Below are 25,806 nucleotides of genomic sequence, written 5' to 3'. Positions count from 1 at the left end.
ATGACTCGAGGGACGACCTCGAGCCAGGCCCACCCGCGGCTGGCCCGCCCGCGGCTGGCCCGCCCGCGGCTGGCCCGCCCGCGGCTGGCCCGCCCGCGGCTGGCCCGCCCCTGGCCGGCCCGCCCCTGGCCGGCCCGCCCCTGGCCGGCACGAACTCGCTGGGGATTCCGGGCGGCGGGCATCGGGTCCGTCCGGGCGCGCCGGACGGGGCCGTCGGCCCCGGTGCGGTAAACGACGGTGCGGTTGACGGCAGTGCGGTAAACGGCGGTGCGGTTGACGACGGTGCGGTTAATGGCGGAGCCGTCAACGACGGCATCGTGGGCGGCGGCATCGTTGACGGCGGCGCCGTGCGCGGCGGCGGCCTTCGGAACGATGGCTGGGGCGGCGACGGTTGGCGTGGCGAGGGCTGGCGCGGCGAGGGCTTGGCCGGTGCGGCCTCGAACGGTGCGGCCTCGAACGGTGCGGCCTCGAACGGTGCGGCCTGGGAGGGCGCCGGGTGGGAGGGCGCCGGCTCGACCGGCGTCGCTTCGACCGGTGCCGGCTGGGACGGTAACGACTGGGCGAGCGGTGCCGCGAGCGGCGACCTCGGCCCGGGATCGCTGAGGGGATCGGGCCGCCGGGTGCTGGGCGCCTTCGATCCCGGGCGGCGGGGGATCAGGGCGCTCATCGTGGTGGCCGTCCTGGTCGTACTGGTCGCGGCGGTTCTCGCCTGGCGGGCGCAGCCGCGCGCGGAGCCGGTGAGCCCCGTCTCCTCGTACACCGCCGGCCCGTTGGACGCGGCGCCGTCCCCGTCCCCGAGCACGATCGTCGTGGCGGTGCAGGGCAAGGTGACCCACCCCGGCCTGGTGCGCCTGCCCGGCGGCGCCCGCGTCGCCGACGCCATCGCCGCAGCGGGCGGGCCGTTGCCCGGGGTTGACGTGTCATACGTCAATCTGGCCCGCAAGCTCGCCGACGGAGAGCTGATCGTCATCGGGGTGACCCCTCCGCCGGGGACGGGCGCCGACGGGGTGAACGGGGCCGATGGGTCGGACCCGGCCGCGGGTGCCAAGATCGACCTCAACGCCGCCTCGCTCACCGCCCTGGAGACCCTGCCCGGCATCGGCCCGGCGCTGGCGCAGCGCATCATCGACTACCGAACCCAGCATGGTGGCTTCCACAGCGTGGACGAACTGCGCCAGGTCTCCGGCATCGGAGACGCGAAGTTCGCCTCCGTCAAGGATCTGGTGACGGTGTGAGCGCCGCTCCGGAGCGTGATCGGCGATCCGCGAGGGATCAGGCCCCACCCCGGCGGGCCCTGCCCGACCTCCGGCTGGCCGGCATCGCCGTCGGCGCCTGGTCGACCGCGCTCGGCTGCCTGTATGTGAGCGCCGTCCACGCGGCCGAGCTGGCCGCGGCGGCCGCGCTGCTGGCTGCCGGTGCCGGATTCGTCAGGAGGCTCGGTCCGGCGCGTTGGCTCGTGGTGGCTGTGCTGCTCGGCTCGGTGTGCGGCGCGACGGCCACCGCCGCCCGGTTGGCCGTCCGGGACGCGCAGCCCCTCGCCGGTCTCGTCCGGCGGCACGCGAGTGTGCAGTTGGAACTGACGGTTGCCGGCGATCCGAAACTGGTGGGTGGCACGGCGGGAAGGCCGCCGCTCTATCTGGTGCCCGCGTCGGCCTCGACGGTGCGCACCGAGGACGGCAGGCGTTTCCGGCTCGACGCGGGCGTGCTGGTGCTCGCCGACGATCCGGCCTGGCGGGCCCTGTTGCCGGGGACGCCGGTGCTCGCCTCGGGCCGGCTGTCCCCGCCCGACGCCGGCGACCTGACGGCCGCCGTCCTGTCGGCGTCGGCGGCACCGGACCGGACGGGTAGGGCGCCATGGGTGCAGCGGGCGGCCGGCGCGCTGCGCTCCGGCCTGCGCCGGGCGTGCGAGCCGCTGCCGAGCGGGCCGGGCGGGCTGCTGCCCGGCCTGGTGGATGGGGACACGGCGGGCCTCGATCTGGCCGTCGCCGACGACTTCCGGGCGACCGGAATGACGCACCTCGTGGCCGTCTCCGGGGCGAACGTCGCCTACGTGTTGGGTGCGGTGCTCCTGCTGGCCCGGTGGTGCCGGGCCGGGCCGCGGCTCGCGGGTGCCCTGTGCACGGTCGCGCTGGTCGGCTTCGTGATCCTGGCGCGGCCGTCGCCGAGCGTGCTGCGGGCCGCGGCAATGGGCGGGCTGGGCCTGCTGGCGCTGGTGTCCGGCCGCCCCCGGGCCGCCGTACCGGGCCTGGCGGCCACCGTGGTCATCCTGATCCTGGTCTCACCGGCGCTCGCGGGTGACCCCGGGTTCGCGCTGTCCGCCTTCGCCACCGCTGGGCTGCTGCTCATCGCCCCCCGCTGGCGCGACGCCCTGCGCCGGCGCCGGGTGCCGGCCGGCCTGGCCGAGGCACTGGCCATTCCGGCCGCCGCCGAGGTGGCCTGCGCGCCGGTGATCGCCGCTATCTCGGGCACGGTCAGCCTCGTCGCCGTGCCGGCCAACCTGGTCGCCGACCCGGCCGTCGCCCCGGCGACCGTGGTGGGCGTGGCGGCGGCGTCGGTGTCCACGGTCTGGCCGGCGGGCGCGGCGTTCCTCGCATGGCTCGCCTCGTGGCCGGCGCGCTGGCTGGTCGGCGTGGCGAGGATCGGCGCGTCGGTGCCGTCGGCGGTGGTGACCTGGCCGGGTGGCGCGACCGGGGGACTGCTGCTCGCGCTGATCCTGCTGGTCGGGGTGGTGGCCGCCCGGCGGCCAGCGGTACGGGTCGTGGCGGCGGTGTGCGCGGTGGCGGGGGTGCTCGGCGGGGTGCCGGTGGCGGTGGTGGTGTCGGGTTGGCCGCCGACGGGTGCGCTCATGGTGGCCTGCGACGTGGGCCAGGGCGACTCGATAGTGCTCCCGATCGCGCCGGGCCGCGCCGTCGTCGTCGATGCCGGCCCGGAGCCCGCGGCCACCGACCGGTGCCTGCGCGAGCTGCGCATCCGGGAGGTGTCGCTGCTGCTCATCAGCCATTACCACGCCGATCATGTGGGCGGCGTGGACGGGGTCTTCCGCGGCCGGCGGGTGGACGAGGTGGCGGTCGGATCGTTCCCGGACCCGGTCGCCGGGCGGCAGGAGGTGCTGGGGGAGGCGGCCGGGCACCACATTCCGGTGGTGGTACCGGGCCTGGGCTGGCGGTGGGCGCAGGGGCCGCTGTCGCTCACGGTGCTCGGGCCGATCGGCCGGGTCACCGGTACCGACTCCGACCCGAACAACAACTCGCTGATCGTGATGGCGGTCGCCGACGGGGTGCGGATGCTGCTGCCCGGCGACGCCGAGGCGCAGGAGCAGACCGAGGTGCTGGCCACGGACGGCCGGGACGCGTTGCGGGCGGACGTGCTGAAAGTCGCCCATCACGGGTCAGCAAATCAAGATCAAGAATTGTTGGACGCGGTGCACCCGTCGATCGCGCTGGTATCGGTCGGGGTCGGCAATCCATACGGGCATCCGAACCTGCCGATGCTCGCGCACCTGGCGCGCAACGGTGCCCGGGTGCTGCGTACGGATCAGGACGGGGACGTGGCGGCGGTGCTCGATCGGGGTGGGCTGGCGACGGTACGGCACGGGTCGAGCCCCGGCCGCCGGCCGCCGTGACGCCGCCGGGTCGGCGGTTCCCGGACGGCTCCGGGTGCCCGGATACGCCGTCCGACCCCGTCTGGAGGCGTTGGAGCAGCGTACTGGGGGTGTATGTGGAGTACTGGAGCGGTTGACCCTCTCCAGAAGCGGCGGTCGACGTGGGACGATGTGAGGGTGACAACGGCGCCTCCCGTGCTCTGCCTCGTCAGCGGTGATGAAGAATTGCTTGTCGCACGTGCGGTAGCCGATGTGACCGCGCTGTCGCGCGCCAGCGATCCCGAAACCGACGTGCGTGAACTCGACGCCGGCTCGCTCGTCCCCGGCGAGCTGGCCGAGCTGCTGAGCCCCTCGCTGTTCGGCGGCCGCCGGGTGCTGGTGGTCCGCAACGGGCAGGACGCGAAGAAGGATCTCGTCGCCGCGCTCCTCGGGTACGCCCGCGACCCCGATCCCGAGGTCAGCCTGGTCGTCACGCACGCCGGCGGAGCCAAGGGCAAGGCTTTCGCGGAGGGGCTGCGGGAGGCCGGCGCCAAGGTCCTGGGGGCCGCGAAGCTGACCCGGCCCCGGGAGCGGGTGGACTTCGTCCGGGACGAGGTGCGCCGGCTGGGTGGCAAGTGCACGGAGGACGCCGCCGAGGCGCTGCTCGCCGCGGTCGGTCACGACCTGCGTGAGCTGGCATCGGCGTGCTCGCAGCTGATGGCCGACACCGACGGGCGGATCGGTGCCGACACGGTCAACCGGTACTACCGCGGCCGGGCCGAGGTCAGCGGGTTCACCGTGGCCGACGCGGCGATGGTGGGCGACGTCCCGGGGGCGCTGGAGGCGCTGCGCTGGGCGCTGCAGGTGGGCGTCGACCCGGTGCCGATCGCCGACGCGCTGGCCGACGGGGTGCGTACGGTGGCCCGGGTCGCCTCGGCTGGCCGGGGCAACGCGTACCAGCTCGCCTCGACGTTGGGCATGCCGGCCTGGAAGATCGAGCGCGCGCAGCGGCAGGCGCGTGGGTGGACGGCCGAGGGCCTGGTCGATGCGATGCGGGCGGCCGCGGACTGTAATGCCGCGGTCAAGGGCGGGTCGGACGACCGGGGTTACGCGCTGGAGTCCGCGATCTTTGCGGTGACCGCCGCGCGCAACGCGGGGGACGGCCGGTGAAGACCGCGGTGCACCGGGCGAGCGGTGCGGAGCGTGCCGGGTGAGCGGCGGGGCGACGGCCAAGCGGCCGCTCTACGCCCGCGTGCTGCGGCTGCGTTACATGCACCCGGGCGGCCTGCTGTGCTTCGTCTTCTTCGAAGGCATGATTTTGCTCGCCATCCTGCTCGCGCTCGCCGAGCTGGTGACCTGGTGGATCGTGATCATTCTGCCCGTCTCGGTGGCGGCCATGGTGAAGATCAACGACATCATCGCCGGGCTGTCCTTCCCGTACCCCGGCGAGAAGACGGTGCTCCCGAGGCGGATTCCGGAGGTTGCCCGGGGGAGCGCCACGGTCGAGTTGAAGGCGGCCGGGGCGTCGTCGCAACGGACAAGTCGGGCGGTGGGCCGTGCCGTCGGGCGCGCCGTGGGCACGGCCGCGGCCCCCGCCGTCCAGGCCTCTACCGTCCACGCCCCTACCGTTCCGGTCCCCGCCGTCCCGGTCGCACAGGCACTTCCGGTCGGGCGGAACCAGCTGGCGAGCGGTTTCCCGGTGGTGCCGGGAGCGTTGGGTGCCTTCGGGCCTCCGAACGGGTCGGGGGCGGCCGGCTCGAACGCCGAGCCTGGCCCGGATGGTGCGACCGGCCAGAGTGCTGCGACCGGCCAGAGTGGTGCGACCGGCCCGGACGGTGCGACCGGCCTGCGTGGAGAGGGCGGGCCGAGCGGTGCGGACCGGAATGGCGGGGCTCCTGCCGGTGGCGGCGCCCCGTCGGATAGTGGCCCGGTCGACCCGGCCGCGAGCGGATCGAGCGACCAGGCTGGCCCGGCCGCACCGAGCGGGGCGCGTGGCACGGGCGGACCGCCCGACATGGGTCGATCAGCCAAGATGGGTGGATCGGCCGAGGTGGGTGGATCGGCCATAGCCGGCGGGTCGGCCGGACCGGCCGATCCGATCCGAGGGAGCGGGCACGAAGAAACGGCACCTATGGGCGAACAAGGCACGTCGGGCGCATCGGGGAAGCCGGCCGATCTCGCCGGCGGTGCCACGGACGGTGGCCCCGGAGGCCCCGGTACGCCGATTCCTCCGTCTGCCGCGCCGAGACCGGCCGAGGACCCCGGTCGCGGGATGAACCCGGCGCTGCCGATGCGTCGCGCCGTCCGGCCCAACCAGCGGCGGTTCGACGCCCGGTCTAGACCCGGGCAGTGGCTAGACCCGGGCAGTGGCTAGACCCGGACAGAGTCCAGCCCCAGCGGGGAGTCTGGGCCCAGGAACGCGAAAACGCCGCCCGGGAGGGCCCGGACGGCGGTACGCGAAAAGGGCGCTCAGGCCGCCAGCGACGTGTAGCGCTTGGCGATGGCCGACTTGCGGTTGGCCGCCTGGTTCTTGTGGATGACGCCCTTGCTCACGGCCTTGTCCAGCTTGCGGGACGCGTCGCGCAGCAGGGTCTCGGCCGAGGCGGCATCGCCGGCCTGGACCGCCTCGTTGTACTTGCGGATCGCCGTCTTGAGCGACGACTTGACCGCCTTGTTCCGCAGCCGGGCCTTCTCGTTCTGCCGGTTGCGCTTGATCTGGGACTTGATGTTCGCCACGCGACAGCCTCGTCCTGATAGCTCGGTTGGTTGCTTGGGCGTGGATGACTGTACGTCGCCACACGCGAGCAGCCAGAGTACCAGGTCACCGGCTGTCGGGCCAAAACGGGCCGGCTGGGGCGACGGTACGCCCCAGCCGGCCCCGCGGCGTCGCTCAGCAGGCGCCGTTGCAGGCGAGTACCTTCAGCCGGTCCAGCGTCCCGTTCCAGACGTCGGAGTCGCCGGCCAGTGTGGCCGCGCTGCTCCACTGCCAGAACGAGTAGACCGAGTACCCGGGCGGAAGCGCGCCCACCGTGCTGGCGTACCGGGCGATCCACAGCGGCGAGTTGGCCGCCCACGGGTTGGAGTTGCCGATGCAGGTGTTCCACCAGTCCGTGGTCGTGTAGAGCACCGGCCACCGGGTGGTCCGGGCGTGGTACTCGTTCGAGAACGAGGTGATCCAGCTGCGCATCGACGCCTGGGACAGGCCGTAGCACTCCGCGCCGTACGGGTTGTACTCGATGTCCAGGGCGCCCGGGAGGGTCTTGCCGTCCTTCGACCAGCCGCCGCCGTGGTTGACGAAGTAGTCGGCCTGGACCGCGCCGGTGGTGGTGTCCGGGCGGGCGAAGTGGTATGCGCCGCGGATCATGCCCACGTTGTACGAGCCGTTGTACTGCTGGGCGAAGGACGCATTGGTGTAGTACGTGCCCTCGGTGGCCTTGATGTAGGCGAACCTCGAGCCGGCGTTCCACTGCGCCTGCCAGTTGACGCTGCCCTGGTAGGAGGACACGTCCTGGCCCTGGACTCCGGCCGGGGCCGCGACGGCGCCGGTGCCGAAGAGGATACTCACGGCGGCGGTGGCCGCGACGGTGAGTCCGGCCAGCAGGCCGAGCCGCTTGCGGGGTGATGGCATTTGCGCTCCTCGGGGTAATGGGGGTCGTGATGACCTTCGATGTTTATGTCACACCTCAAGGTGGATCTCCAGACACATTGACGATCTTTGCGGTATCTGTTTCGCGAATTGTGCGTAACCGAGCGACAAGCCGCCCCGGACCCGGGCCGGCGGGGCGGGCGCCGTCCGTCCGCTCGGTGGCCGCTGTGGCGCCCGGAACCCGCCAGCCGGCCCCCGCGCCCCGCGGGCCGGGCATGGGACGATAGAAGCGAGACCGCGGCGCGCCGGGCCATGCTGGGCGCGCCGCACTCGATCACGAGCACCGACGAGCAACCAACCGAATACGAAGAACCGACGACGAACGGACGACCGTGCCATCGACGCCAGCTGCGGGCGCTACCGCTCCGGAGCGCATCCGCAACTTCTGCATCATCGCCCACATCGACCACGGGAAGTCCACCCTGGCCGACCGGATGCTGCAGCTCACTGAGGTTGTGGACGCACGGCAGATGCGTGCGCAGTACCTCGACCGGATGGACATCGAGCGCGAGCGCGGCATCACGATCAAGAGCCAGGCCGTCCGGATGCCCTGGCGGGTGCGGGAGGGTGGCCTGAGCGGCGAGGACAGCGTCCTCAACATGATCGACACGCCCGGTCACGTCGACTTCACCTATGAGGTCAGCCGGAGTCTGGCCGCCTGCGAGGGCGCCGTCCTGCTGGTCGACGCGGCCCAGGGGATCGAGGCGCAGACCCTGGCCAACCTGTACCTGGCCCTGGAGGACGACCTCACGATCATCCCGGTCCTCAACAAGATCGACTTGCCGGCCGCCCAGCCGGAGAAGTACGCCGAGGAGCTGGCGCACCTGATCGGCTGCCAGCCCGAGGACTGCCTGCGGGTGTCCGGGAAGACCGGGGAAGGTGTGTCGCACCTGCTGGACGAGATCGTCCGGCAGATCCCGGCGCCGGTCGGCGTCGCCGATGCCCCGGCCCGCGCGATGATCTTTGACTCGGTGTACGACGTCTATCGCGGTGTGGTCACCTATGTCCGGGTTATCGATGGCCGGATCGAGGCCCGCGACCGGATCAAGATGATGTCCACCGGGGCGGTGCACGAGCTGCTGGAGATAGGCGTGATCTCGCCGGAGCCGCTCAAGGGGAAGGGGCTCGGCGTCGGCGAGGTCGGGTACCTGATGACCGGCGTGAAGGATGTGCGGCAGTCCCGCGTCGGCGACACGGTCACCATCAATTCACGGCCGGCCACCGATGCGCTGGGGGGATACAAGGACCCCAAGCCGATGGTCTACTCCGGCCTGTACCCGATCGACGGCTCGGACTACCCGGATCTGCGCGACGCGCTCGACAAGCTCAAGCTCAACGACGCCGCGTTGTCCTACGAGCCGGAGACCAGCGCGGCGCTCGGCTTCGGATTCCGCTGCGGCTTCCTCGGGCTGCTGCACCTGGAGATTATCCGGGAGCGGCTGGAGCGCGAATTCGGCCTCGACCTGATCTCGACCTCGCCGAACGTGGTCTACCGGGTCAACCTGGACGGCGGCGGTGAGCTCACCGTCACCAACCCGAGCGAGTACCCGACGGGCAAGGTGGCCGAGGTCTTCGAGCCGATCGTGCGGGCCACGGTGCTGACCCCCAACGACTACGTCGGCGCGGTGATGGAGCTGTGCCAGGGGCGCCGGGGCAGCCTGCAGGGCATGGACTATCTGTCCGCCGACCGGGTCGAGCTGCGATACACGCTGCCGCTCGCCGAAATCATCTTCGACTTCTTCGACCAGCTCAAGTCGCGCACCAAGGGCTACGCGTCGCTGGACTACGAGCCCAACGGCGAGCAGCAGGCCGACCTCGTCAAGGTGGACATCCTGCTGCACGGCGAGGCGGTCGACGCGTTCTCCGCGATCGTGCACAAGGACAAGGCGTACAACTACGGCGTCGGGATCGCCGCCAAGCTGCGCTCGTTGATCCCCCGCCAGCAGTTCGAGGTGCCCATCCAGGCGGCGATCGGCTCTCGGGTGATCGCCCGGGAGACCATCCGAGCGATCCGTAAGGACGTGCTCGCCAAGTGCTACGGCGGTGACATCACCCGCAAGCGCAAGCTGCTGGAGAAGCAGAAGGAAGGCAAGAAGCGGATGAAGATGGTCGGCCGGGTCGAGGTGCCGCAGGAGGCGTTCATCGCCGCGCTGTCCACTTCGGACGACGGCGCCGACCAGCGCGGCGCCGGCAAGAAATGACGTACCACTGCCACCGCTGCGGCGCGCCGCTCGCCTCGGCACCGCCGGTCGAGTGCCCGGCGTGCGGGTACGCGATGTTCCTCAACGCCCGTCCGACGGCGTCGGTCATCATCGTTGACGGCGACCGGTTCCTCGCCCTGATGCGGGCCCGGGAGCCCAATGCCGGGCGGTGGGACCTGCCGGGCGGCTTCTGTGACGGTTGGGAGCTGCCGAGGGACGCGGCGGTGCGGGAGGCCCGGGAGGAGCTGGGGGTCGCCGTACGCCTCGACCAGTTCGTCGGCATGTACCTCGGCGAGTACCAGTTCCAGGGCGAGCTGCTGCCGGTGCTGGACATGTTCTGGCTCGCCACGATCGTGGACGGGCAGTTGCGCCCGGACCCGAGCGAGGCGACCGACCACGGCTGGCTGCCGCTGCGCGATCCGCCGTCGATGGCCTTCTCCACTATGGACAGCGCCCTGCCTGACGCCGCCGCGATGCTGGTCCGCGGTCACTGAGGTTTCGGTATTCGACGCCACGGGTATTTCTGGATCGTTGCCCCGAACAAGAGGGTTGAGGAGGATCCCGTGACTGTGGCAGGCATCATCTCAGCGATCCTGGTCGGTCTGGTCATCGGCGCGCTGGGGCGCCTGGTGATTCCGGGCCGGCAGAACATCCCGATCTGGCTCACCATCATTGTCGGTATCGTCGCGGCCTTCATCGGCACGGCCGTGGCGAAGGCTGTCGGCGTGGCCGACACCTCGGGCTTCGACTGGATCGAGTTCTTCATCCAGATCGGTGTGGCGGCACTGGGCGTGGCGCTGGTCAGCGGCATCGGTGGAGGCCGGAGGACTCTGAGTCACCGGTAGCGAGCGTCCCCGGCTCCGGCCGGAACGCGAGCGCACCAACGATCAGCTGGAAATGCGACCGAGGCCCGCTCCGGGAGTCCGGAGCGGGCCTCGGTGACGTCGGGCCAGGAGCTCAGCGCAGCCAGGGAACGCTGCGGTCGAGCAGGCCGCGGGTCTTGAGCTCCTTGCGCAGCGGGATCTCGTCGTCGATGTACCCGTCCCAGTTGATGCCCCAGTAGTTGGCGGTGTGGGTGCCCTCGCCCAGCAGCTGGCGCTGCACCGGGGTCCGGTTGGTCCACCAGGGGCTGTTCGGGTCCGGGTGCAGCTCGTCGAGCGGGCGGATCCACCGGTACGTGTAACCGACGAACAGCATCTTGCGGGTGATGTTCGACAGGTTCGTCGAGCGCGAGTGCCACTGCCGGCGGTCGAAGATGAACGCGTCACCGGGGTTGGCGGTGATCTCGACGGTGCCCTCGGGGTCCGGGTTGTGAACGCTCAGGTCGGCCGGGCGGGGCAGCGAGTTCCACAGGTGGCTGCCGGGGATCACCTTGGTGGCGCCGCGGCCCGTCTCCGAAAGGTCGGACAGGACGTAGGCGACCTTGAGCGAGAACATCGGCCGGGGCACGTTCGGGTCCATGGTCTCCGGGTCGGAGTTCTGCCGGTACCCGTCCTGGTGCCAACCCCAGTACGGCTTCTCCGGCTCCAGGGCCGGCGGGGTCACGTCGAGGTGGTTGTGGTGGGTGTAGATGTTCCAGCCGGCCAGGCCCCACATGTACGGGAACGCGATCGGGTGCGTGAGCAGCTCGCCGAACAGCTCGTCACGGTCCAGGAAGCCGAGCAGGTGCAGGGTGCCGTCCTTGGTGGTGCGACCCGCCGCCTTCTCCTCCGCGTACACGCGGTCGACGGCCTCTTCCAGCGCCGCCCGGTGGTCCTCGGTCAGTACATTGCGGAGCAGCAAGAAGCCCTGCTCCAAAAACTCCTTGCGATCGACCTCACTGATCGGCTCGTAACCGGTCCGGCCGTCGTAGTCGAACGCAGCAGGCTTGGCTGCCTCCATGGTGTTACTGCCCTCCCTCAACGATGCTGCCTCCCCCCGGCGCGCGCCCGGGTGGCGACGAAGACTCCCGATGGTAACGCGCTGCAATTGGACCGGCTCGCCGGCATCGGCGAGCGCTGATCGTTGAATGAGCGCCGTTTCCGTTGCTCTATAACGGCTGCAAGGCGCCAGGAGCTTACAGAATGAACTCGTAAGCTAACTCTGCGGATAAACTTCGGCGACGACTTGGTCACCGGCGGCGAGCGTGAGGTTGCCCGACGCGTGGGTCCAGGCGCCGGCCTTGGCGGTCCACTCCTCGCCGCCGAACCGCACACTCTTAACGTTCTGGTCAGCCGCGTGTGAAACCAGCCAGTGCGCCAACTGCCAGCCGTCGCGCGTCTCGCTCACGCTCAGCTCCAGCCCGGGCAGGCTGGCGTCGGTCACGCTGTCCACCTCGCCCCAGTCCGCCGCGAGGCTCTGCTCCAGCGCGCCCAGGGCGGCTGTGCCGCGGACCGCGGGTTTAGCGGTGATCGTGCAGGCCACGGCGCTGGCCGCGTCGCCGGACAGGGCGTTGGCGAGCACCTGGGCCTCGTCGGCCCACTGCTGGTAGGCCGAGCCGTCGGCGGAGTGCTGCACCGACTGCGCGGCGTCCGAGATCGAGTCCTCCTGCCAGTCGTTCACCCGCTGCAGAGCGTCGTAGAAGGCGCCGGCCGCGTAGCGCGGGTCGGCGATCTCCTGCGGGGTCCCCCAGTTCTGGCTGGGCCGCTGCTGGAACAGGCCGATCGAGTCGCGGTCGCCGCCGGCCAGGTTCTGCAGCTTCGACTCCTGCATGGCGGTGGCCAGGGCGATCACCACGGCCCGGGTGGGCAGCCCGCGCCGGAGGCCGACCGCGGCGATGGTGGCGGCGTTGGCCATCTGAGCCGGCTCCAGGGTGGCCTTGCCGCTCGCGTTGACCACGCACTGCTGCGTGATCAGGTGCAGCGCTCCGCTGCCGAGGGTTCGAACCGCGACGTATATGCCGACACCGGCGATTAAGGCCAACGCGGCGAAGACCGCGAGAACGACCCGGATACGCACGGTAATCCTCCACAGTGGTCGGACACGGTCAGAGTACGCCGGAATTACACGCTACGCTCAGCGACTCTATTAGCTGGGATGATCGGTAATCACCTATAAGGACTGCGAAATCCAGCCTGGGTCCCGCTTTTCCCGGAAGGCCAACATGCCCTCGATACCCTCGGCCGACCCGAAATAGGCGATCGACAGCTCGGTGAGATCGGCCAGATCATCACGGAGGGTAGCAGTCGCCTCCCGCAGGAGCAGGCTCTTCGCCCCGGCCATGGCGCCGGGAGCCCCGCGGCGCAGCGCCTCGACGTACCGGTCGGTCGCGGCGTCCAGTTCGGCCGCCGGTACCGCGGCGGTCACCAGCCCGATCCGCTCCGCCCGGGCGCCGTCGAAGGGCTCCCCGGTCAGGTACAACTCGGCCGCGGCCCGGGGGGTGAGCCGCGGCAGCACCACCGCCGAGATCACCGCCGGGATCACGCCGACCCGGACCTCGGTGAACGCGAAACTCGCCTCGGTAGCGCAGACCGCGAGGTCGGCGGCGGCGATCAGGCCGAGGCCGCCGGCCCGGGCCGGCCCGGCGATCCGGGCGAGCACCGGCTTCGGGCACTCACAGATAGTGGCGATCAACTCGCCGAGCCGGCCGGCCGGCACCGGCCCGGGCCCCTCGGCGCCGCCCCGCCCGCCGATCATGGACCCGCCCTGGGCCGCGGGGTCGGCCGGACCGCCCTGGGCCGCGGGGTCGGCCGGACCGCCCTGGCCCGCGAGTGCGGCCGCGGTCTCCTTGAGGTCGGCTCCGGAGCAGAACACCGGGCCGGTGTGGGTCAGCACGAGGACCCGGACCGCGGGATCGGCGACCGCCGCCTCCACCGCGTCGATCAAGCCGTCGATCATGGCCCCGGACAGGGCGTTGCGGTTGTGTGGGCTGTTCATCGTGACGCGGGCCACCCCGCGCTCGATGTCGACCTGGACCGGCGAGGCTTCAGAACCCATGACGGCACACTAGTAGGTATGCCTGGAGCGTTGCCGGACGGTGAGCCGGTTCCTTTCGACGGCGGGTTGCCGGCCTCAGCCACCGCCGACGTCGGCGCGCGCGGTTTCGGCGTGTACGTGCACGTGCCGTTCTGCGCGTCCAGGTGCGGGTACTGCGACTTCAACACGTACGCGCCGGGCGAGGGGGTGGACTCCGCCGGGTACGCCGACACGGTGCTGTCGGAGTTGGCCCTGGCGGCCCGGGCGCTCGACGGCTCGGTGCCCCGGGTGGACACCGTGTTCTTCGGCGGCGGCACCCCGACCCTGCTCCCTCCCGCCGAACTCGGCCGGATTCTGGAAGGGATCGACCGGACCTGGGGGTTGGCCCCGGGCGCCGAGGTGACCACCGAGGCCAATCCCGAATCGGTCACGCCCGACTCCCTGGCGCGGCTGCGCCGGGCCGGGTTCACCCGGATCTCGCTGGGCATGCAGTCCGCCGCCCCGCACGTGCTGCGGGTGCTGGATCGCCGGCACACCCCGGGCCGGGCCATCCAGGCCGCGCGGGAGGCGCGCGACGCCGGGTTCGAGCACGTCAACCTCGACTTGATCTACGGAACGCCGGGGGAGACCTCGGCGGACTTCGCCGGTTCCCTGCAGGCGGTGCTCGACGCGGGCGTGGATCACGTCAGCGCGTACGCCCTGATAGTGGAGGACGGCACCCGGATGGCGGCCCGGATGCGCCGGGGGGAGCTGCCGTACCCGGACGACGACGTGGCGGCCGACCGGTACCTGGCGGCGGACTACACGCTGTCCGAGGCCGGGCTCGACTGGTACGAGGTGTCCAACTGGGCGGCCGGCGAGGCGGCGCGCTGCCGGCACAATCTCATCTACTGGGACGGCGGGGACTGGTGGGGGCTGGGCCCGGGTGCGCACAGCCACGTCGGCGGGGTCCGCTGGTGGAACGTGAAGCATCCGTCGGCGTACGCCGACCGGCTGGCCCGGGGCGGGTCGCCGGGGCAGGGTCGGGAACTGCTCACCAAGGACGAGCGCCAGACCGAGGAGGTCATGCTGCGGCTGCGGCTGGCCGGCGGGCTCCCCTTGTCCACATTGGACGTAGCGGGGCGGGAGGCGGCTGGGCGGGCACTCGGGGACGGTCTGCTGGACCCGGCACGCTACTCGGCCGGGGCGGCCGTGCTGACGCTGCGCGGCCGGCTGCTGGCCGACGCGGTGGTGCGTGACCTGCTGCCGTGAGCCGGCACCGGGCGGGTGATACCGGTGAGTTCCCAGCCGGGAAGACTCACCGGTCTCCGGGGACGATCGGATCTACTTCACTATGGATATCGACATCGGGTAGTGGTACAGCTGCCCTTCGTTGGCGCGCAGCCCGCCGATGATGCCCAGGATGACTCCGACGAGCCAGGCGATCGGCAGGATGATGAAGCCGATGAAGAAGCACAGCGTGATGTAGCCGACCACCGCGACGATCGTCCAGGTCAGGTGGAAGTTCAGCGCGGCCACCGCGTGCGCGCGCACGGTCGGCGACTGGTTGCCCTTGTTCACCAGCGCGATCAGCGGAGCCACCCAGCCGAGGAAGCCACTGATGAACATGCCGGCGGCGCCGCCGAAGTGGGCGATCAGGGCCCAGGTCTTGTCGTCGGCGGTGGCGTAGCCCAGCGGCGGCGGGCTCGTGGGCGGGTAGTACGTCGGCGGCGGGTAGCCGCCCGGGGGCATGCCGCCCGGCGGGTAGCCGCCCGGCGCGCCGCCGCCCTGGGGATAGCCGCCCGGCGGGTAACCGCCGGGCGCGGTGGCGTCCCACGCCGGGCCGTCCTGCGGTTGGCCGGGCGGCTGCTGGCGCGGCGGCTGGAAGCCTTGCGGGGGCGCGGAGGGATCCTGGGGCTGGCCGCCTGCGGCGCCGGGATCCCAGGTGGGGCTGGGGGGTTCGGTCATGTCCGTCACGGTAGGTGGCCCAATCAACCGCGCGCCAGACAGCCCGGATGACCAGTTGTCGACAGTTGCCGCTCAGGGGTGGACAGAGCGGACGGCGCGCGATAGGTCAACGGACGACCGGGTAGCTGACCGGGTACTTGTACAGCTCGCCGTCGTTGGCCCGCAGCCCGCCGACCACGCCGAAGATCGCGCTGAGCACCACCACGGCCCCCAGGGCGAGGTTCAGCAGCGCGTGGGCGGCCCCGGTGAACAGCCAGCCGCCCGACGCGCCCACGCAAATGCGGACCACGATCAGGATCAGCGCGACCGCGCTGGCCGGGCCGAAGAAGTTCAGCGCCGCGGCCGCGTGCGCCCGCACGGCCGGGGACTGGTTGCCGCGTCCCTGCAGCGCGATCAACGGCGCGACGAAGCCGAGCAGGCCGCCGCCGACGACCGCGCCGACCGCCCCGCCAAAGTGCGCGACCAGCGCCCAGGTCTTGTCCTGGGAGGAGGGGTAGCCGGGTGGTGGCGGGCCCGGCTGCTGCTGGCCGGGCCCGGTCGAGTACCCGGGCGGGGGGTACCCGTAGGGCTGCCCGTAACCCGGCGCTCCGCCCGGGCCGGACTGCCCGTAACCCGGCGCGCCGCCCGGGCCGGACTGGCCCGGCTGGCCCGGCTGGCCGTAACCCGGCTGAGTGGGGCCCGGCCCGGCCGGTCCCGGCTGGGGCGGCACGCCGGACCCCGGCGCGCCCGACCCCGCCGGCGCGCCCGATCCCGGCTGCCCGCCGGCCTGCGTTTCGTCCCATGGTGGGGTGGGTGGTTGGGTCATGTGCGTCACGGTAGGGGTACGGCAAGGGGGACGCCAGGAGGGGTATGCGGGAATCGGACGACGCGCCGATCCCCTGCGCCGCTCGACCGGAAGTAGACTGGCACTCACAAACGCCGAGTGCCAGCAGCCGACGACGGGCGGAGAGGGGTGGTCGATGAGTCTCGACGACCGGAAGCTTGACGTGCTGCGGGCGATTGTCCAGGACTATGTCTCGACCCAGGAGCCGGTCGGCAGCAAGGCGCTCGTCGAGCGGCACCACCTGCGGGTGTCGCCGGCCACCATCCGCAACGACATGGCGGTGCTGGAGGACGAGGGCTATATCCGCCAGCCGCACACCAGCGCCGGCCGGGTGCCCACCGACCGGGGCTACCGGCTGTTCGTGGACAAGCTCTCGCGGATCAAGCCGCTGTCCCCGGCGGAGCGCCGGGCCATCGAGCGGTTCCTGGTCGGCGCGGTCGACCTGGACGACGTGGTGCACCGCACGGTCCGGCTGCTGGCGCAGCTGACCCGTCAGGTGGCGGTCGTGCAGTTCCCGAGCCTGTCCCGCTCCTCGGTGCGCCACCTGGAACTGGTGCCCGTGTCCACCACCCGGATCATGCTCGTCATGATCGCCGATACTGGACGGGTGGAGCAGCGCCTGGTGGAGATGCCCGATCCGGTGCCCGAGGCCGACGTGCTCCGGCTGCGTACGGCGATCAACGAGAAGCTCGGCGGCGAGCGGCTGGTCGATACGCCGCCGCTGGTGCAGGACCTGGTCGAGGAGACCGACTCGGGCCTGCGGAGGGCCATGTCGACCCTGGCCAGCGTGCTCCTGGAGACGCTGGTGGAGCGGACCGAGGAGCGGATCGCGCTGGCCGGTACGGCGAACCTGACGCGTGGTGGCATCCTGGACTTTCAGGGATCGCTTCGGCCGATCCTCGAAGCCCTCGAGGAGGAGGTCGTGCTGCTCAAGCTGATCGGATCGGCCGAGCAGGACATCACCGCGACGAGGGTCCTGATCGGCGACGAGAACGAGATCGAGCATCTGCGGGCCACGTCGGTGGTCAGCACCGGCTACGGACCGGGCAGCACGGTGGTTGGCGGAATGGGCGTGTTGGGTCCAACCCGCATGGACTACCCGGGCACGATCGCCACGGTCAGCGCCGTGGCGCGATACGTCGGTGAAATCCTGGCGCAGAACTGAATGAGGGCATGACAACGGTGGCCAAGGACTACTACGGCATCCTCGGTGTGGCAAAGGACGCCACCGCCGACGAGATCAAGCGGGCGTACCGCAAGCTGGCTCGGCAGTACCACCCGGACGTGAATCCGGACCCGGAGGCCCACGAGCGGTTCAAGGAGATCAACGCCGCGTACGAGGTGCTGTCCGACGACCGGAAGCGCCAGATCGTCGACGTCGGCGGGGACCCGCTGGCGCCCGGTGGCGGCGGCGGCCCCGGTGGGCCCGGGGCGGGCGGCGCGTTCGTCGGCTTCCAGGACATCATGGACGCCTTCTTCGGCGGTGCGACCGGGTCTCGCGGCCCGCGTCCGCGCACCCGGCCTGGCTCCGACGCGATCCTGCCGCTGCCCCTCGACCTGCACGAGACGGCGTTCGGGGTCGAGGCCCCGATCACCGTCGACACGGCGGTGACCTGCCAGACCTGCCAGGGCGCGGGTACCGCGGCCGGCACCCACGTCGCCACCTGCGACGTGTGCGGCGGGCGCGGCGAGGTCCAGTCGGTGCAGCGGACCTTCCTCGGCCAGGTGGTCTCCTCCCGGCCGTGCGGCAACTGCGGCGGCTACGGCACGGTGATCCCGAACCCGTGCCCGACCTGCGCCGGCGATGGCCGGGTCCGCAGCCGCCGGACGCTGACCGTGAAGATCCCGGCCGGGGTCGAGGACCAGATGCGCATCCGGCTGGCCGGTCAGGGCGAGGTGGGCCCCGGTGGCGGCCCGCCCGGCGACCTGTACGTGGAGATCCACGAGCGGCAGCACGACGTGTTCTCCCGCAAGGGCGACGACCTGCACTGCCGGGTCACGGTCCCGATGACGGCCGCCGCCCTGGGCACCCGGCTGACCATCAAGACCCTGGACGGCGAGGAGAACCTCGACCTGCGTGCGGGCACCCAGCCGGCGTCCACCGTGCGGATCCGGGGCAAGGGCGTGCCGCACCTGCGCGGCACCGGCCGGGGCGACCTGTTCGTGCACCTCGACGTGCGTACCCCGACCAAGCTCACCCCTGACCAGGAGCGGATGCTGCGCGACTTCGCCAAGACCCGGGGCGAGGAGGTCGCCGAGCTGAGCAAGCAGGGTGGCTTCTTCTCCCGTTGGCGTGACGCGTTCAACGGTCACGCGTGAGCCGCGGACTCCGACCGGTGGGCCGGCGGTGAGCAGCCTCGCGCTGTTCCTGGTCGAGGCGCTGCCGGAGGGCGGGGAGTTCACGCTCGACGGGCCGGAGGGGCACCACGCCGCCGACGTGGCGCGGCTGCGCGTGGGCGAGGAGTTGCTGCTGGCCGACGGCCGGGGCGGTACGGCGCGGGCGGAGGTCACGGCCGCCCGGCGCGGCGCCCTCGACCTGTCCATCGCAGCGCGCCGGTACGCCGAGCCGCCCGACCCCAGGCTGGTGGTGGCGCAGGGCATCGCCAAGGGGGAGCGGGGCGAGCTGGCGGTCCAGGCGATGACCGAGGCCGGGGTGGACGAGATAGTGCCCTGGCAGGCCGCCCGCTCGGTGGCGATCTGGCGCGACGAGAAGCCGCTGGTCCGGTGGCGGGCCACCGCCCGGGAGGCGGCCAAGCAGGCCCGTCGCAGCCGGATCCCGTCGATACCGGCGCCGCTGTCCACGCCGGCCCTGGCCGCCCGGGCCACCCTCGTGCTGGACGCCGGCGCCCAGGTGCCGCTGTCGGCCGTGGAGCTTCCCGGACACGGCGACGTCGTGCTGGTGGTCGGGCCCGAGGGGGGCATCGCGCCGCAGGAACTGGAGGCGTTCGCCGCCGCCGGCGCGGTACCGGTGCGGCTGGGCGCGGAGGTGCTGCGTACCTCGACGGCCGGGGTGGCCGCCCTCGCCGTCCTGTCGGCGCGGCTCGGCCGCTGGTAGCTCCGGGCAGGGGCGGCCGGTGCGGCGGTCAGGTGCGCAGGTAGGAGGCGCCGTTGAGGTCGACGACCGTCCCGCTGGCCCACTGCGCCTCCGGCGAGGCCAGCCAGACGATCGCGGCGGCGATCTCCTCCGGCTGGGCCACCCGGTTGAACGGGCTCTGCGCCCGGATCTCCGGCCCGCGCGGCGACTTCAGGTGCACGTTGCCCATGTCCGTCTCGACGAACCCGGGCGCCACCGTGGCCACCTGGATGCCCAGCGGGCCCAGCGCCACCGCGAGCGACTGGCCCATCGCGTTGAGCCCGGCCTTGGTGGCGCCGTAGGCCGGCTGGCCCGGCTCACCCCGGAACGCGCCGCGCGAGGACACGTTGACTATCGCGCCGCCCGACTTCATGTGCTTGACCGCGCAGTATGTGACGTTGGCGGCGCCGATCAGGTTGACGTCGACGGTACGGCGCCACTGCTCCTGCCACTGCTCGTAGGTCACCTCGGTGATCCGGTGCGGCGTGTACTGGCCGGCGCTGTTCACCAGAACGTCGATCCCGCCCAGCGCCTCGGCGGCCGTGTCGACCATGGCGCGTACCGCCTCGGGGTCGGCCACGTCCGCCTGCACCGCCAGGTGGCCGGTGCCGGGCAGGTCGGCCACGAGCTTCTCGGCCAGCCCGACGGAGTCCCGGTGATGTACCGCCACCCGGTCGCCAAGCTCCGCGAAGGCGATGGCGGCGGCCCGCCCGATGCCCCGCGATGCTCCGGTGATCAGTACCGCTCGGCTCACTTGCGCCCTCCCAGGTTGGTGTGGATGGTCTCCAGCAGCCGGATCAGCTGCTCGCGCTGCTCGTTCGACAGGCCGTTCAGGGCGCGGTCGGTCAGCCGGAGCCGCTCCTGTTCGAGCGTCTTCTCCAGGTGGCGGCCCCGCTCGGTGAGGCAGAGCCGCACCAGCCGGGCGTCGTGCGGGTGAGCCTCGCGGCGCAGCAGGCCGGCCGCCTCCATCCGGGTGGCCGCCCGGGTCACCGTCGGCGTGGCCAGCTCGAGTCGCTTGGCCAGTTCGCCCGGGGTCTGCCCGTCGGCCTCCCACAGGCACTCCAGGATGAACTGCTGGCCGGCCCGGACCCCGTGCTGATTGAAGGCGGCCTCGGCCGCCTCGGCCATGGCCTTCTTCGTCGCCCAGAACGCGGACTGGAACTCGTCGCGTTGCACGGCCCCTACGCTACTTGACCGCACACCGTTAGCCGGCTAACCGTATCATTAGCTGGCTAACGTGTGATCCGTTCCGGGTGCGCGATGGAGGCGCACTGTAAGTTGCCTGCCATGGTCGACAACTGCCTGTTCTGCCGGATCGTGGCCGGGGAGATCCCGGCCACCGTGGTCCACGAGACGCCGGGCACCCTCGCCTTCCGGGACATCGCGCCGAAGGCGCCGGTACACGTGCTGGTCATCACCAAGGAGCACCACGTGGACGTCGCGGCGGTCGCCGCCGCCGACCCGGCCCTGGCCGGCGAAGTGCTCGGCGCGGCCGCCGAGGTGGCCCGCGGCGAGGGAATCGAGGAGCGCGGGTACCGGGTGATGTTCAACTCCGGGCCGGACAGCGGCCAGGAGGTGGCCCACGTGCACGCGCACGTGCTGGGCGGCAAGCCGCTTGGTCCTATGCTCTGCGCGTGACCTTCCAGCCCTCCGAACCCACCCAGCGGTACGCGCGGCTGGCCCAGCGGGCCCAGCGCGACGGCCGCATTCCCGCCCTCGCGGTGGCCCTGCACCGCGCCGACCGCCCGCTGTGGCACCACGAGATCGGTGCGGAACCGGACACTCAGTTCCGCATCGGCTCGGTCACCAAGACCTTCACCGCCGCGCTGGTCATGCGCTGCCGGGACGACGGCCTGCTGGATCTCGACGACCCGGTGGGCCGGCACGTGGACCTGCCGGCCCACGGCGAGCTGCCGATCCGCCGGCTGCTCTCGCACACCTCCGGCCTGCAGCGCGAGCCGTTCGGGGACGTGTGGGACTCGATGCGCGCGCCGGACACCCAGGCGCTGCTCGCCGACCTGGCCCGGGCCGAGCGCGTACTGCCGCCGGCCCGCCGGTTCCACTACTCGAACCTGAGCGTGGCCATCCTCGGGTACCTGGTCGGCCGGCTGCGCGGCGGCACCTGGGAAGAGGTGCTGGCCGACGAGATCCTGGGCCCGCTGGGGCTGTCCGGCACCACCGTGCGCCCGACCGACCGGGCGGCCACCGGGTACCTGGTCGACGCGTACAGCGACGAGGCCCGCCCGGAGCCGTCGACCGACTTCGGCGCGGTCGGGCCGGCCGCCCAGCTCTGGGGCACCGCCTCGGACCTGGCGCGGTGGGCGGCGTTCCTGGCCGACCCGGCGGCCATGGATCCCGATGGGCGGGTACTGCGGCCGGCCACCCTGGACGAGATGCGCTGGCCGCTCACGGTCACCGACGAGACGCAGTGGGGGATCGGGTACGGGCTGGGCCTGATCCTGGTGCCGCGGGGAGAGCGGATCATGCACGTCGGGCACGACGGCGCCATGCCGGGCTTCCTTGCCGGCGTGTACGGGCGGCGGGGTAAGGACGCGCCGCCGGCCTGCGGCGTGGCGGTGCTCGGCGCGTCGGGTACCGCGACCGAGACCCTGACGCTGCCGCACGCCCTGCTGGCCGAGGCCGCCGAGCACGATCCGGTGGAGATCAAGCCGTGGCGGCCGGGCGCCCCCGCCCCGGAGCGCTTCCGGTCCGCGCTGGGCCACTGGTGGGGCGAGGGGAGCGAGTACGTCTTCTCCTGGCACGAGGGTGCCCTGCGGGCCAGGGGTGCCGGCGACGAGTCCGGCCGGCCGCCGGCGATCTTCGAGGAGCTGGAGCCGGACCTGCTGCGTACCGTCTCCGGCCGGGAGGTCGGCGAGCTGCTCCGGTTGACCCGGGACCCGGCCACCGGCGCGGTGATCCGGATGCACTGGGCGACCTACCGGTTCACCCGGGACCAGCAGACCTTCGGCTCCTGAGATTCCTGGTCGCGACGCGATGATCCTCGCGCCGGGGGAGGCTGTTCGGGCGACGGGCCGATACCATGGAAACCCTGATACTCGCCCGATCGGAAGGTGGCAGCAGGCCCGCGAGGCCGACCCATGACAAGCGACCCACCCCCCAGCGCGGCCCCGGCCGGCAGTGGCCCCACCGCGGCGGCGTCGCGGGCGCAGATCAAGATCTCGGTCGCCGATCCTCAGCAGATGGTCAGCCTGCTCGGTGCGGGTGACGAAATTCTCAAACTGCTCGAAAAGTCCCTCACCAGCGACATCCTTGTGCGGGGCAATGAGATCACCATTTCCGGCCGCCCGGCCGAGAACGCGCTCGCCGAGCGGGTATTCGCCGAGTTGCTCGAACTGATCCAGAAGGGCGAGACACTGACCGCAGACGCCGTGCGGCGGACCGTCGGGATGCTCCAGGAGGGCACCGCCGAGCGGCCCGCCGAAGTGCTCACGTTCAACATCATCTCGCGTCGGGGCCGCACGATCCGGCCCAAGACCCTCGGTCAGAAGCGTTATGTCGACGCGATCGACAAGCACACCATCGTCTTCGGCATCGGTCCGGCCGGCACCGGCAAGACCTACCTGGCCATGGCCAAGGCGGTCGCGGCGCTGCAGGCCAAGCAGGTCAACCGGATCATCCTGACCCGGCCCGCGGTGGAGGCCGGCGAGCGGCTGGGCTTCCTGCCCGGCACGCTGTACGAGAAGATCGATCCGTACCTGCGGCCGCTGTACGACGCGCTGCACGACATGCTCGACCCGGACTCGATCCCGCGGCTGATGCAGGCCGGCACGATCGAGGTGGCGCCGCTGGCGTACATGCGCGGCCGGACGCTCAACGACGCGTTCATCATCCTGGACGAGGCGCAGAACACCACGCCGGAGCAGATGAAGATGTTCCTGACCCGGCTCGGTTTCGGCTCCAAGATCGTGGTTACCGGCGACGTCACCCAGGTGGACCTGCCCGGCGGCACCCGCAGCGGCCTGCGCGTGGTCCAGGAGATCCTGGAAGGTGTCGAGGACGTACACTTCGCGCGGTTGTCCAGCTCGGATGTCGTCCGGCACCGACTGGTCGGCGAGATCGTCGATGCCTACGCCAAATGGGACGCCGCGCAGGAGGCACCGGCACCGCACACGCTGCCGGCCAGCCGTACGGCGCACGGGCGTGCCGCGCGGCGCGGCTAGTCCCGGCGCGGCGGCACCGGACGGCCGCGGGGTCGGTGAGGTTGCCGGGGCCCACGAGGCTGCCGGGATCGGCGGGCTCGCCGGGACTGGTGGGCCGGCTGGGGCCGGTAGGTCCGGGCCACCGGGCCGGCATGGTGTCGACCGGCGGCGCGCGGGTAGCGGGCCGGACAGGGGCAGCGACTGGTCCCGGTCGGGCGGCGTCAGCCGCGCCGAGCCGGACCGGTCGAGCGGAGGAAGCATCCGCCGGAACATCGCCGGCGGGGACAAGAGGAGCAGGCAGTGTCCATCGAAATCGCCAATGAGTCAGGGGTCGACACCGACACCGACGCGATCCTGGCGGTGGCCCGGCACGCCCTGGACGAGATGGGCGTCAATCCGCTCGCCGAGCTGTCCGTCCTGCTCGTCGACCTGGAGTACATGACCGAGCTGAACCACCGCTGGATGGGTGGCGACGGCCCGACCGACGTGCTGGCCTTCCCCATGGACGAGGGCACCGTGGATCACGGCCCGGGCGAGGGCGCCGGGGCGGAGCCGACGCTGCTCGGCGACATCGTGCTGTGCCCGGACGTGGCCGCGAAACAGGCCGCCAACGTGGGCCACTCGACCGCCGACGAGCTGCACCTGCTCACCGTGCACGGCGTGCTGCACCTGCTCGGCTACGACCACGCCGAGCCGGAGGAGGAGCGCGAGATGTTCGGTCTGCAGGCCCGGCTGCTGTCGGGCTGGCAGGCGCGGGCGGCCGGCCGCGAGCCCGAAGACCGCCCCGGCGTCACGGACCCCACCTAGGAGAGCATGATGTTGCTCCTGGTGGCCGCCGGGTTGATCATTTTGGCGGGGCTGTTCGCGATGAGCGACGCCGCGCTGTCTCGGATCTCCCCGGCGCGCGCCGCCGAGATGGCCAGGGAAGGAATCCGCGGGGCCAAGGCCCTGCAGGCCGTCGCCGGCGACGTGGTGCGCCACCTCAACCTGCTGCTCCTGCTGCGGCTGGCCTGCGAACTGACCGCCACCACGCTGGTCGCGCTGGTCACCATCGACGCCTGGGGCGCGGGCTGGGCGGCCGGCGCGCTGACCGCCGGCGGCATGCTCGTGGTGAGCTTCGTCGTGGTCGGGGTGGCGCCACGCACCCTCGGCCGGCAGCACGCGTACGCGGTGGGCCGGTTCGCCGCGCCGCCGGTGCTCTGGCTGGGCCGGGTGCTGGGGCCGCTGGCCGGGTTGCTGATCCTCATCGGCAACGCGTTCACCCCGGGCCGTGGCTTCCGGCAGGGCCCGTTCGCCACCACGGTGGAACTGCGCGAGCTGGTCGACCTGGCCGAGGCGCGTGGCGTGGTGGAGCACGGTGAGCGCGAAATGATCCACTCGGTCTTCTCCCTCGGCGACACGATCGTGCGCGAGGTGATGGTTCCGCGCACCGAGATGGTGTGGATCGAGGCGACCAAGACCGGCCGCCAGGCGCTGGCGCTGTTCCTGCGCTCCGGCTTCTCCCGGATCCCGGTGATCGGGGAGAACATCGACGACGTGGTCGGCATCCTGTACCTCAAGGACGTGGTCCGGGCGCAGGACACCAAGGAGGTCCGCGACCTGATGCGCGCGGCGTCCTTCGTGCCCGAGTTCAAGGCGGTCGACGACCTGCTCTCCGAGATGCAGGCGGCCCGCTCCCACATCGCCATCGTCGTCGACGAGTACGGCGGCACCGCCGGCCTGGTCACCATCGAGGACATCCTCGAGGAGATCGTCGGCGAGATCACCGATGAGTACGATGTCGAACGGCCGCCGGTGGAGCGGCTGGGTGACGGCTCGATCCGGGTCAGCGCGCGACTGTCCGTGGAGGACCTCGCCGAGCTGTTCGACGTCGAGCTGCCCAACGACGAGGTGGAGACGGTGGCCGGGCTGATGGCGCACGAGCTGGGGCGGGTACCGATCCCCGGCGCGGACGCGACGGTCAGTGGGCTGCAGATGACCGCCGAGGGCACCACCGGCCGGCGCAACCGGATCGATACGGTACTGGTGCGGCGGGTCCCCGCCGAGGAGGAACCGGTGCCCGAGAACAGAGACGAGAGGCAGCCTGCCGATGCCTGACGAGCCCAACCCCGCCGACGCCCCCCGGATGGCCGAGCAACTGGCCGCGGAGGACCACAAGCTGGTGACCCTGGCCCGGTCCGCGCGCGCCCGGATCGGCGCGGTGGAGGGCGCGGCGGTGCGGGACGGGGACGGCCGCACCTACGCGGGGGCCAGCATCGCGCTGCCGTCGCTGACCCTCACCGCGCTGCAGTACGCGGTCGCCTCGGCCGTCGCCGCGGGTGCCAGCACGCTGGAGGCGGCCGCCGTGGTCACCGAGGCGTCCACATTGGACGATCTGGGGCGGGCTGCCGTCCGGGACCTGACCAAGGACGCGGCCATCCACCTCGTCGCACCGAACGGGGCGGTGCTGGCCTCGATCACCGACTGACGTCCGGCCGTACCC

At 72.1% G+C, this 25,806-nt stretch carries 26 protein-coding genes; 17 read left to right on the top strand and 9 right to left on the bottom strand.

Going from position 1 to position 25,806, the window contains the following annotated elements; translation table 11 throughout:
* Positions 1-317 precede the first annotated feature (317 nt).
* From ABEA87_RS13875 to ABEA87_RS13860, 4 genes are all read left to right on the top strand, one after another.
* Positions 318-1,235, top strand: coding sequence for a ComEA family DNA-binding protein (locus tag ABEA87_RS13875; protein ID WP_345629504.1), 918 nt, complete (start codon positions 318-320; stop codon positions 1,233-1,235).
* Positions 1,232-3,622 (top strand): ComEC/Rec2 family competence protein, encoded by a 2,391-nt coding sequence (locus ABEA87_RS13870; RefSeq protein WP_345629502.1) that lies wholly within the window; start codon positions 1,232-1,234, stop codon positions 3,620-3,622. Before ABEA87_RS13875 ends, ABEA87_RS13870 begins: the two co-directional genes overlap by 4 nt.
* Positions 3,623-3,778: 156 nt before the next feature.
* Positions 3,779-4,750 carry a DNA polymerase III subunit delta gene (gene holA / locus ABEA87_RS13865; protein WP_345629501.1) on the top strand — a complete coding sequence of 324 codons (972 nt, stop codon included), beginning with the start codon at positions 3,779-3,781 and terminating at the stop codon, positions 4,748-4,750.
* 40 nt (positions 4,751-4,790) lie between these two features.
* Positions 4,791-5,954 (top strand): collagen-like domain-containing protein, encoded by a 1,164-nt coding sequence (locus ABEA87_RS13860; protein WP_345629615.1) that lies wholly within the window; start codon positions 4,791-4,793, stop codon positions 5,952-5,954.
* A gap of 95 nt (positions 5,955-6,049) precedes the next feature.
* Here the strand turns inward: ABEA87_RS13860 and rpsT are convergent, their stop codons facing one another.
* Complete coding sequence (gene rpsT, locus ABEA87_RS13855) at positions 6,050-6,316, bottom strand: 30S ribosomal protein S20 (protein ID WP_345629499.1); 267 nt, start codon at positions 6,314-6,316, stop codon at positions 6,050-6,052.
* A 154-nt stretch (positions 6,317-6,470) separates the two neighbouring features.
* Complete coding sequence (locus ABEA87_RS13850) at positions 6,471-7,208, bottom strand: lysozyme (RefSeq protein WP_345629497.1); 738 nt, start codon at positions 7,206-7,208, stop codon at positions 6,471-6,473.
* 350 nt (positions 7,209-7,558) lie between these two features.
* On the opposite strand from ABEA87_RS13850, the gene lepA reads away from it, so the two are divergent.
* The 3 genes from lepA to ABEA87_RS13835 all read left to right on the top strand — a co-directional run bounded on the left by lepA (position 7,559) and on the right by ABEA87_RS13835 (position 10,272).
* Entirely contained in the window at positions 7,559-9,427 is a 1,869-nt protein-coding gene (gene lepA / locus ABEA87_RS13845; RefSeq protein ID WP_345629495.1) for a translation elongation factor 4, read from the top strand.
* Entirely contained in the window at positions 9,424-9,921 is a 498-nt protein-coding gene (locus ABEA87_RS13840) for an NUDIX domain-containing protein (RefSeq protein ID WP_345629493.1), read from the top strand. The genes lepA and ABEA87_RS13840 overlap by 4 nt, the downstream gene beginning before the upstream one ends.
* A 69-nt stretch (positions 9,922-9,990) precedes the next feature.
* Positions 9,991-10,272, top strand: coding sequence for a GlsB/YeaQ/YmgE family stress response membrane protein (locus tag ABEA87_RS13835; RefSeq protein WP_345629491.1), 282 nt, complete (start codon positions 9,991-9,993; stop codon positions 10,270-10,272).
* A 112-nt stretch (positions 10,273-10,384) separates the two neighbouring features.
* Here the strand turns inward: ABEA87_RS13835 and ABEA87_RS13830 are convergent, their stop codons facing one another.
* From ABEA87_RS13830 to ABEA87_RS13820, 3 genes are all read right to left on the bottom strand, one after another.
* Entirely contained in the window at positions 10,385-11,308 is a 924-nt protein-coding gene (locus tag ABEA87_RS13830) for a phytanoyl-CoA dioxygenase family protein (RefSeq protein WP_345629490.1), read from the bottom strand.
* Between the two features lie 195 nt (positions 11,309-11,503).
* The gene (locus ABEA87_RS13825; RefSeq protein WP_425570880.1) at positions 11,504-12,370 is read right to left on the bottom strand and encodes a hypothetical protein; all 867 of its coding nucleotides are present in this window, start codon (positions 12,368-12,370) and stop codon (positions 11,504-11,506) included.
* Positions 12,371-12,457: 87 nt separating this feature from the next.
* On the bottom strand, positions 12,458-13,342 hold the full coding sequence (locus tag ABEA87_RS13820) for an enoyl-CoA hydratase-related protein (protein ID WP_345629486.1): 885 nt from the start codon (positions 13,340-13,342) through the stop codon (positions 12,458-12,460).
* Positions 13,343-13,360: 18 nt separating this feature from the next.
* Between ABEA87_RS13820 and hemW the strand changes: the two genes are divergently transcribed.
* Positions 13,361-14,572 (top strand): radical SAM family heme chaperone HemW, encoded by a 1,212-nt coding sequence (hemW, locus tag ABEA87_RS13815; protein WP_345629485.1) that lies wholly within the window; start codon positions 13,361-13,363, stop codon positions 14,570-14,572.
* 72 nt (positions 14,573-14,644) lie between these two features.
* Here hemW and ABEA87_RS13810 read toward each other — a convergent pair whose 3' ends face one another.
* Both ABEA87_RS13810 and ABEA87_RS13805 read right to left on the bottom strand, forming a co-directional pair.
* Complete coding sequence (locus tag ABEA87_RS13810; RefSeq protein ID WP_345629483.1) at positions 14,645-15,268, bottom strand: DUF4870 domain-containing protein; 624 nt, start codon at positions 15,266-15,268, stop codon at positions 14,645-14,647.
* Positions 15,269-15,374: 106 nt separating this feature from the next.
* Positions 15,375-16,073 carry a DUF4870 domain-containing protein gene (locus tag ABEA87_RS13805; protein WP_345629481.1) on the bottom strand — a complete coding sequence of 233 codons (699 nt, stop codon included), beginning with the start codon at positions 16,071-16,073 and terminating at the stop codon, positions 15,375-15,377.
* A gap of 154 nt (positions 16,074-16,227) precedes the next feature.
* On the opposite strand from ABEA87_RS13805, the gene hrcA reads away from it, so the two are divergent.
* Genes hrcA through ABEA87_RS13790 form a run of 3 tightly spaced genes read left to right on the top strand, consistent with a single transcriptional unit; the run spans position 16,228 to position 19,146 of the window.
* A complete protein-coding gene (gene hrcA / locus ABEA87_RS13800; protein ID WP_345629479.1) occupies positions 16,228-17,256 on the top strand; it encodes a heat-inducible transcriptional repressor HrcA in 1,029 nt (342 codons plus the stop codon).
* A gap of 17 nt (positions 17,257-17,273) precedes the next feature.
* Positions 17,274-18,410: a molecular chaperone DnaJ gene (gene dnaJ, locus ABEA87_RS13795; RefSeq protein WP_345629607.1), complete on the top strand. Its 1,137-nt coding sequence runs from the start codon at positions 17,274-17,276 to the stop codon at positions 18,408-18,410.
* 28 nt (positions 18,411-18,438) lie between these two features.
* Complete coding sequence (locus ABEA87_RS13790; protein WP_345629477.1) at positions 18,439-19,146, top strand: 16S rRNA (uracil(1498)-N(3))-methyltransferase; 708 nt, start codon at positions 18,439-18,441, stop codon at positions 19,144-19,146.
* 28 nt (positions 19,147-19,174) lie between these two features.
* On the opposite strand, the gene ABEA87_RS13785 is transcribed toward ABEA87_RS13790, so the two are convergent.
* Together ABEA87_RS13785 and ABEA87_RS13780 are read right to left on the bottom strand one after the other, a co-directional pair.
* Entirely contained in the window at positions 19,175-19,918 is a 744-nt protein-coding gene (locus ABEA87_RS13785) for an SDR family NAD(P)-dependent oxidoreductase (protein ID WP_345629475.1), read from the bottom strand.
* A complete protein-coding gene (locus ABEA87_RS13780; RefSeq protein WP_345629474.1) occupies positions 19,915-20,340 on the bottom strand; it encodes a MarR family winged helix-turn-helix transcriptional regulator in 426 nt (141 codons plus the stop codon). The genes ABEA87_RS13785 and ABEA87_RS13780 overlap by 4 nt, the downstream gene beginning before the upstream one ends.
* 111 nt (positions 20,341-20,451) lie before the next feature.
* Here ABEA87_RS13780 and ABEA87_RS13775 point away from each other — a divergent pair, with 111 nt between their 5' ends.
* The 6 genes from ABEA87_RS13775 to ABEA87_RS13750 all read left to right on the top strand — a co-directional run bounded on the left by ABEA87_RS13775 (position 20,452) and on the right by ABEA87_RS13750 (position 25,791).
* The gene (locus ABEA87_RS13775) at positions 20,452-20,802 is read left to right on the top strand and encodes a histidine triad nucleotide-binding protein (RefSeq protein ID WP_345629472.1); all 351 of its coding nucleotides are present in this window, start codon (positions 20,452-20,454) and stop codon (positions 20,800-20,802) included.
* Positions 20,799-22,139, top strand: a complete 1,341-nt coding sequence (locus ABEA87_RS13770; protein WP_345629471.1) for a serine hydrolase domain-containing protein — start codon at positions 20,799-20,801, stop codon at positions 22,137-22,139. The genes ABEA87_RS13775 and ABEA87_RS13770 overlap by 4 nt, the downstream gene beginning before the upstream one ends.
* Before the next feature lie 123 nt (positions 22,140-22,262).
* Complete coding sequence (locus ABEA87_RS13765; protein ID WP_345629469.1) at positions 22,263-23,345, top strand: PhoH family protein; 1,083 nt, start codon at positions 22,263-22,265, stop codon at positions 23,343-23,345.
* A gap of 279 nt (positions 23,346-23,624) precedes the next feature.
* The gene (gene ybeY / locus ABEA87_RS13760; protein ID WP_345629468.1) at positions 23,625-24,131 is read left to right on the top strand and encodes an rRNA maturation RNase YbeY; all 507 of its coding nucleotides are present in this window, start codon (positions 23,625-23,627) and stop codon (positions 24,129-24,131) included.
* Positions 24,132-24,137: 6 nt separating this feature from the next.
* Entirely contained in the window at positions 24,138-25,421 is a 1,284-nt protein-coding gene (locus ABEA87_RS13755) for a hemolysin family protein (protein ID WP_345629466.1), read from the top strand.
* Positions 25,414-25,791, top strand: a complete 378-nt coding sequence (locus ABEA87_RS13750) for a cytidine deaminase (protein ID WP_345629464.1) — start codon at positions 25,414-25,416, stop codon at positions 25,789-25,791. Before ABEA87_RS13755 ends, ABEA87_RS13750 begins: the two co-directional genes overlap by 8 nt.
* Positions 25,792-25,806 lie beyond the last annotated feature (15 nt).

The organism is Rugosimonospora acidiphila (assembly GCF_039543385.1).
GTDB lineage: Bacteria > Actinomycetota > Actinomycetes > Mycobacteriales > Micromonosporaceae > Rugosimonospora > Rugosimonospora acidiphila.
Note: the sequence above shows the minus strand (reverse complement) of the source record. Positions and strands in the feature narration are given on the sequence as shown.

Coding starts and splice junctions, on each gene's coding strand:
- ABEA87_RS13850 (WP_345629497.1), bottom strand. CDS start 7,208: ATGCCATCACCCCGCAAGCGGCTCGGCCTGCTGGCCGGACTCACCGTC.
- ABEA87_RS13840 (WP_345629493.1), top strand. CDS start 9,424: ATGACGTACCACTGCCACCGCTGCGGCGCGCCGCTCGCCTCGGCACCG.
- ABEA87_RS13830 (WP_345629490.1), bottom strand. CDS start 11,308: ATGGAGGCAGCCAAGCCTGCTGCGTTCGACTACGACGGCCGGACCGGT.
- ABEA87_RS13820 (WP_345629486.1), bottom strand. CDS start 13,342: ATGGGTTCTGAAGCCTCGCCGGTCCAGGTCGACATCGAGCGCGGGGTG.
- hemW (WP_345629485.1), top strand. CDS start 13,361: ATGCCTGGAGCGTTGCCGGACGGTGAGCCGGTTCCTTTCGACGGCGGG.
- ABEA87_RS13810 (WP_345629483.1), bottom strand. CDS start 15,268: ATGACCGAACCCCCCAGCCCCACCTGGGATCCCGGCGCCGCAGGCGGC.
- ABEA87_RS13805 (WP_345629481.1), bottom strand. CDS start 16,073: ATGACCCAACCACCCACCCCACCATGGGACGAAACGCAGGCCGGCGGG.
- hrcA (WP_345629479.1), top strand. CDS start 16,228: ATGAGTCTCGACGACCGGAAGCTTGACGTGCTGCGGGCGATTGTCCAG.
- ABEA87_RS13775 (WP_345629472.1), top strand. CDS start 20,452: ATGGTCGACAACTGCCTGTTCTGCCGGATCGTGGCCGGGGAGATCCCG.
- ABEA87_RS13765 (WP_345629469.1), top strand. CDS start 22,263: ATGACAAGCGACCCACCCCCCAGCGCGGCCCCGGCCGGCAGTGGCCCC.
- ABEA87_RS13755 (WP_345629466.1), top strand. CDS start 24,138: ATGATGTTGCTCCTGGTGGCCGCCGGGTTGATCATTTTGGCGGGGCTG.
- ABEA87_RS13750 (WP_345629464.1), top strand. CDS start 25,414: ATGCCTGACGAGCCCAACCCCGCCGACGCCCCCCGGATGGCCGAGCAA.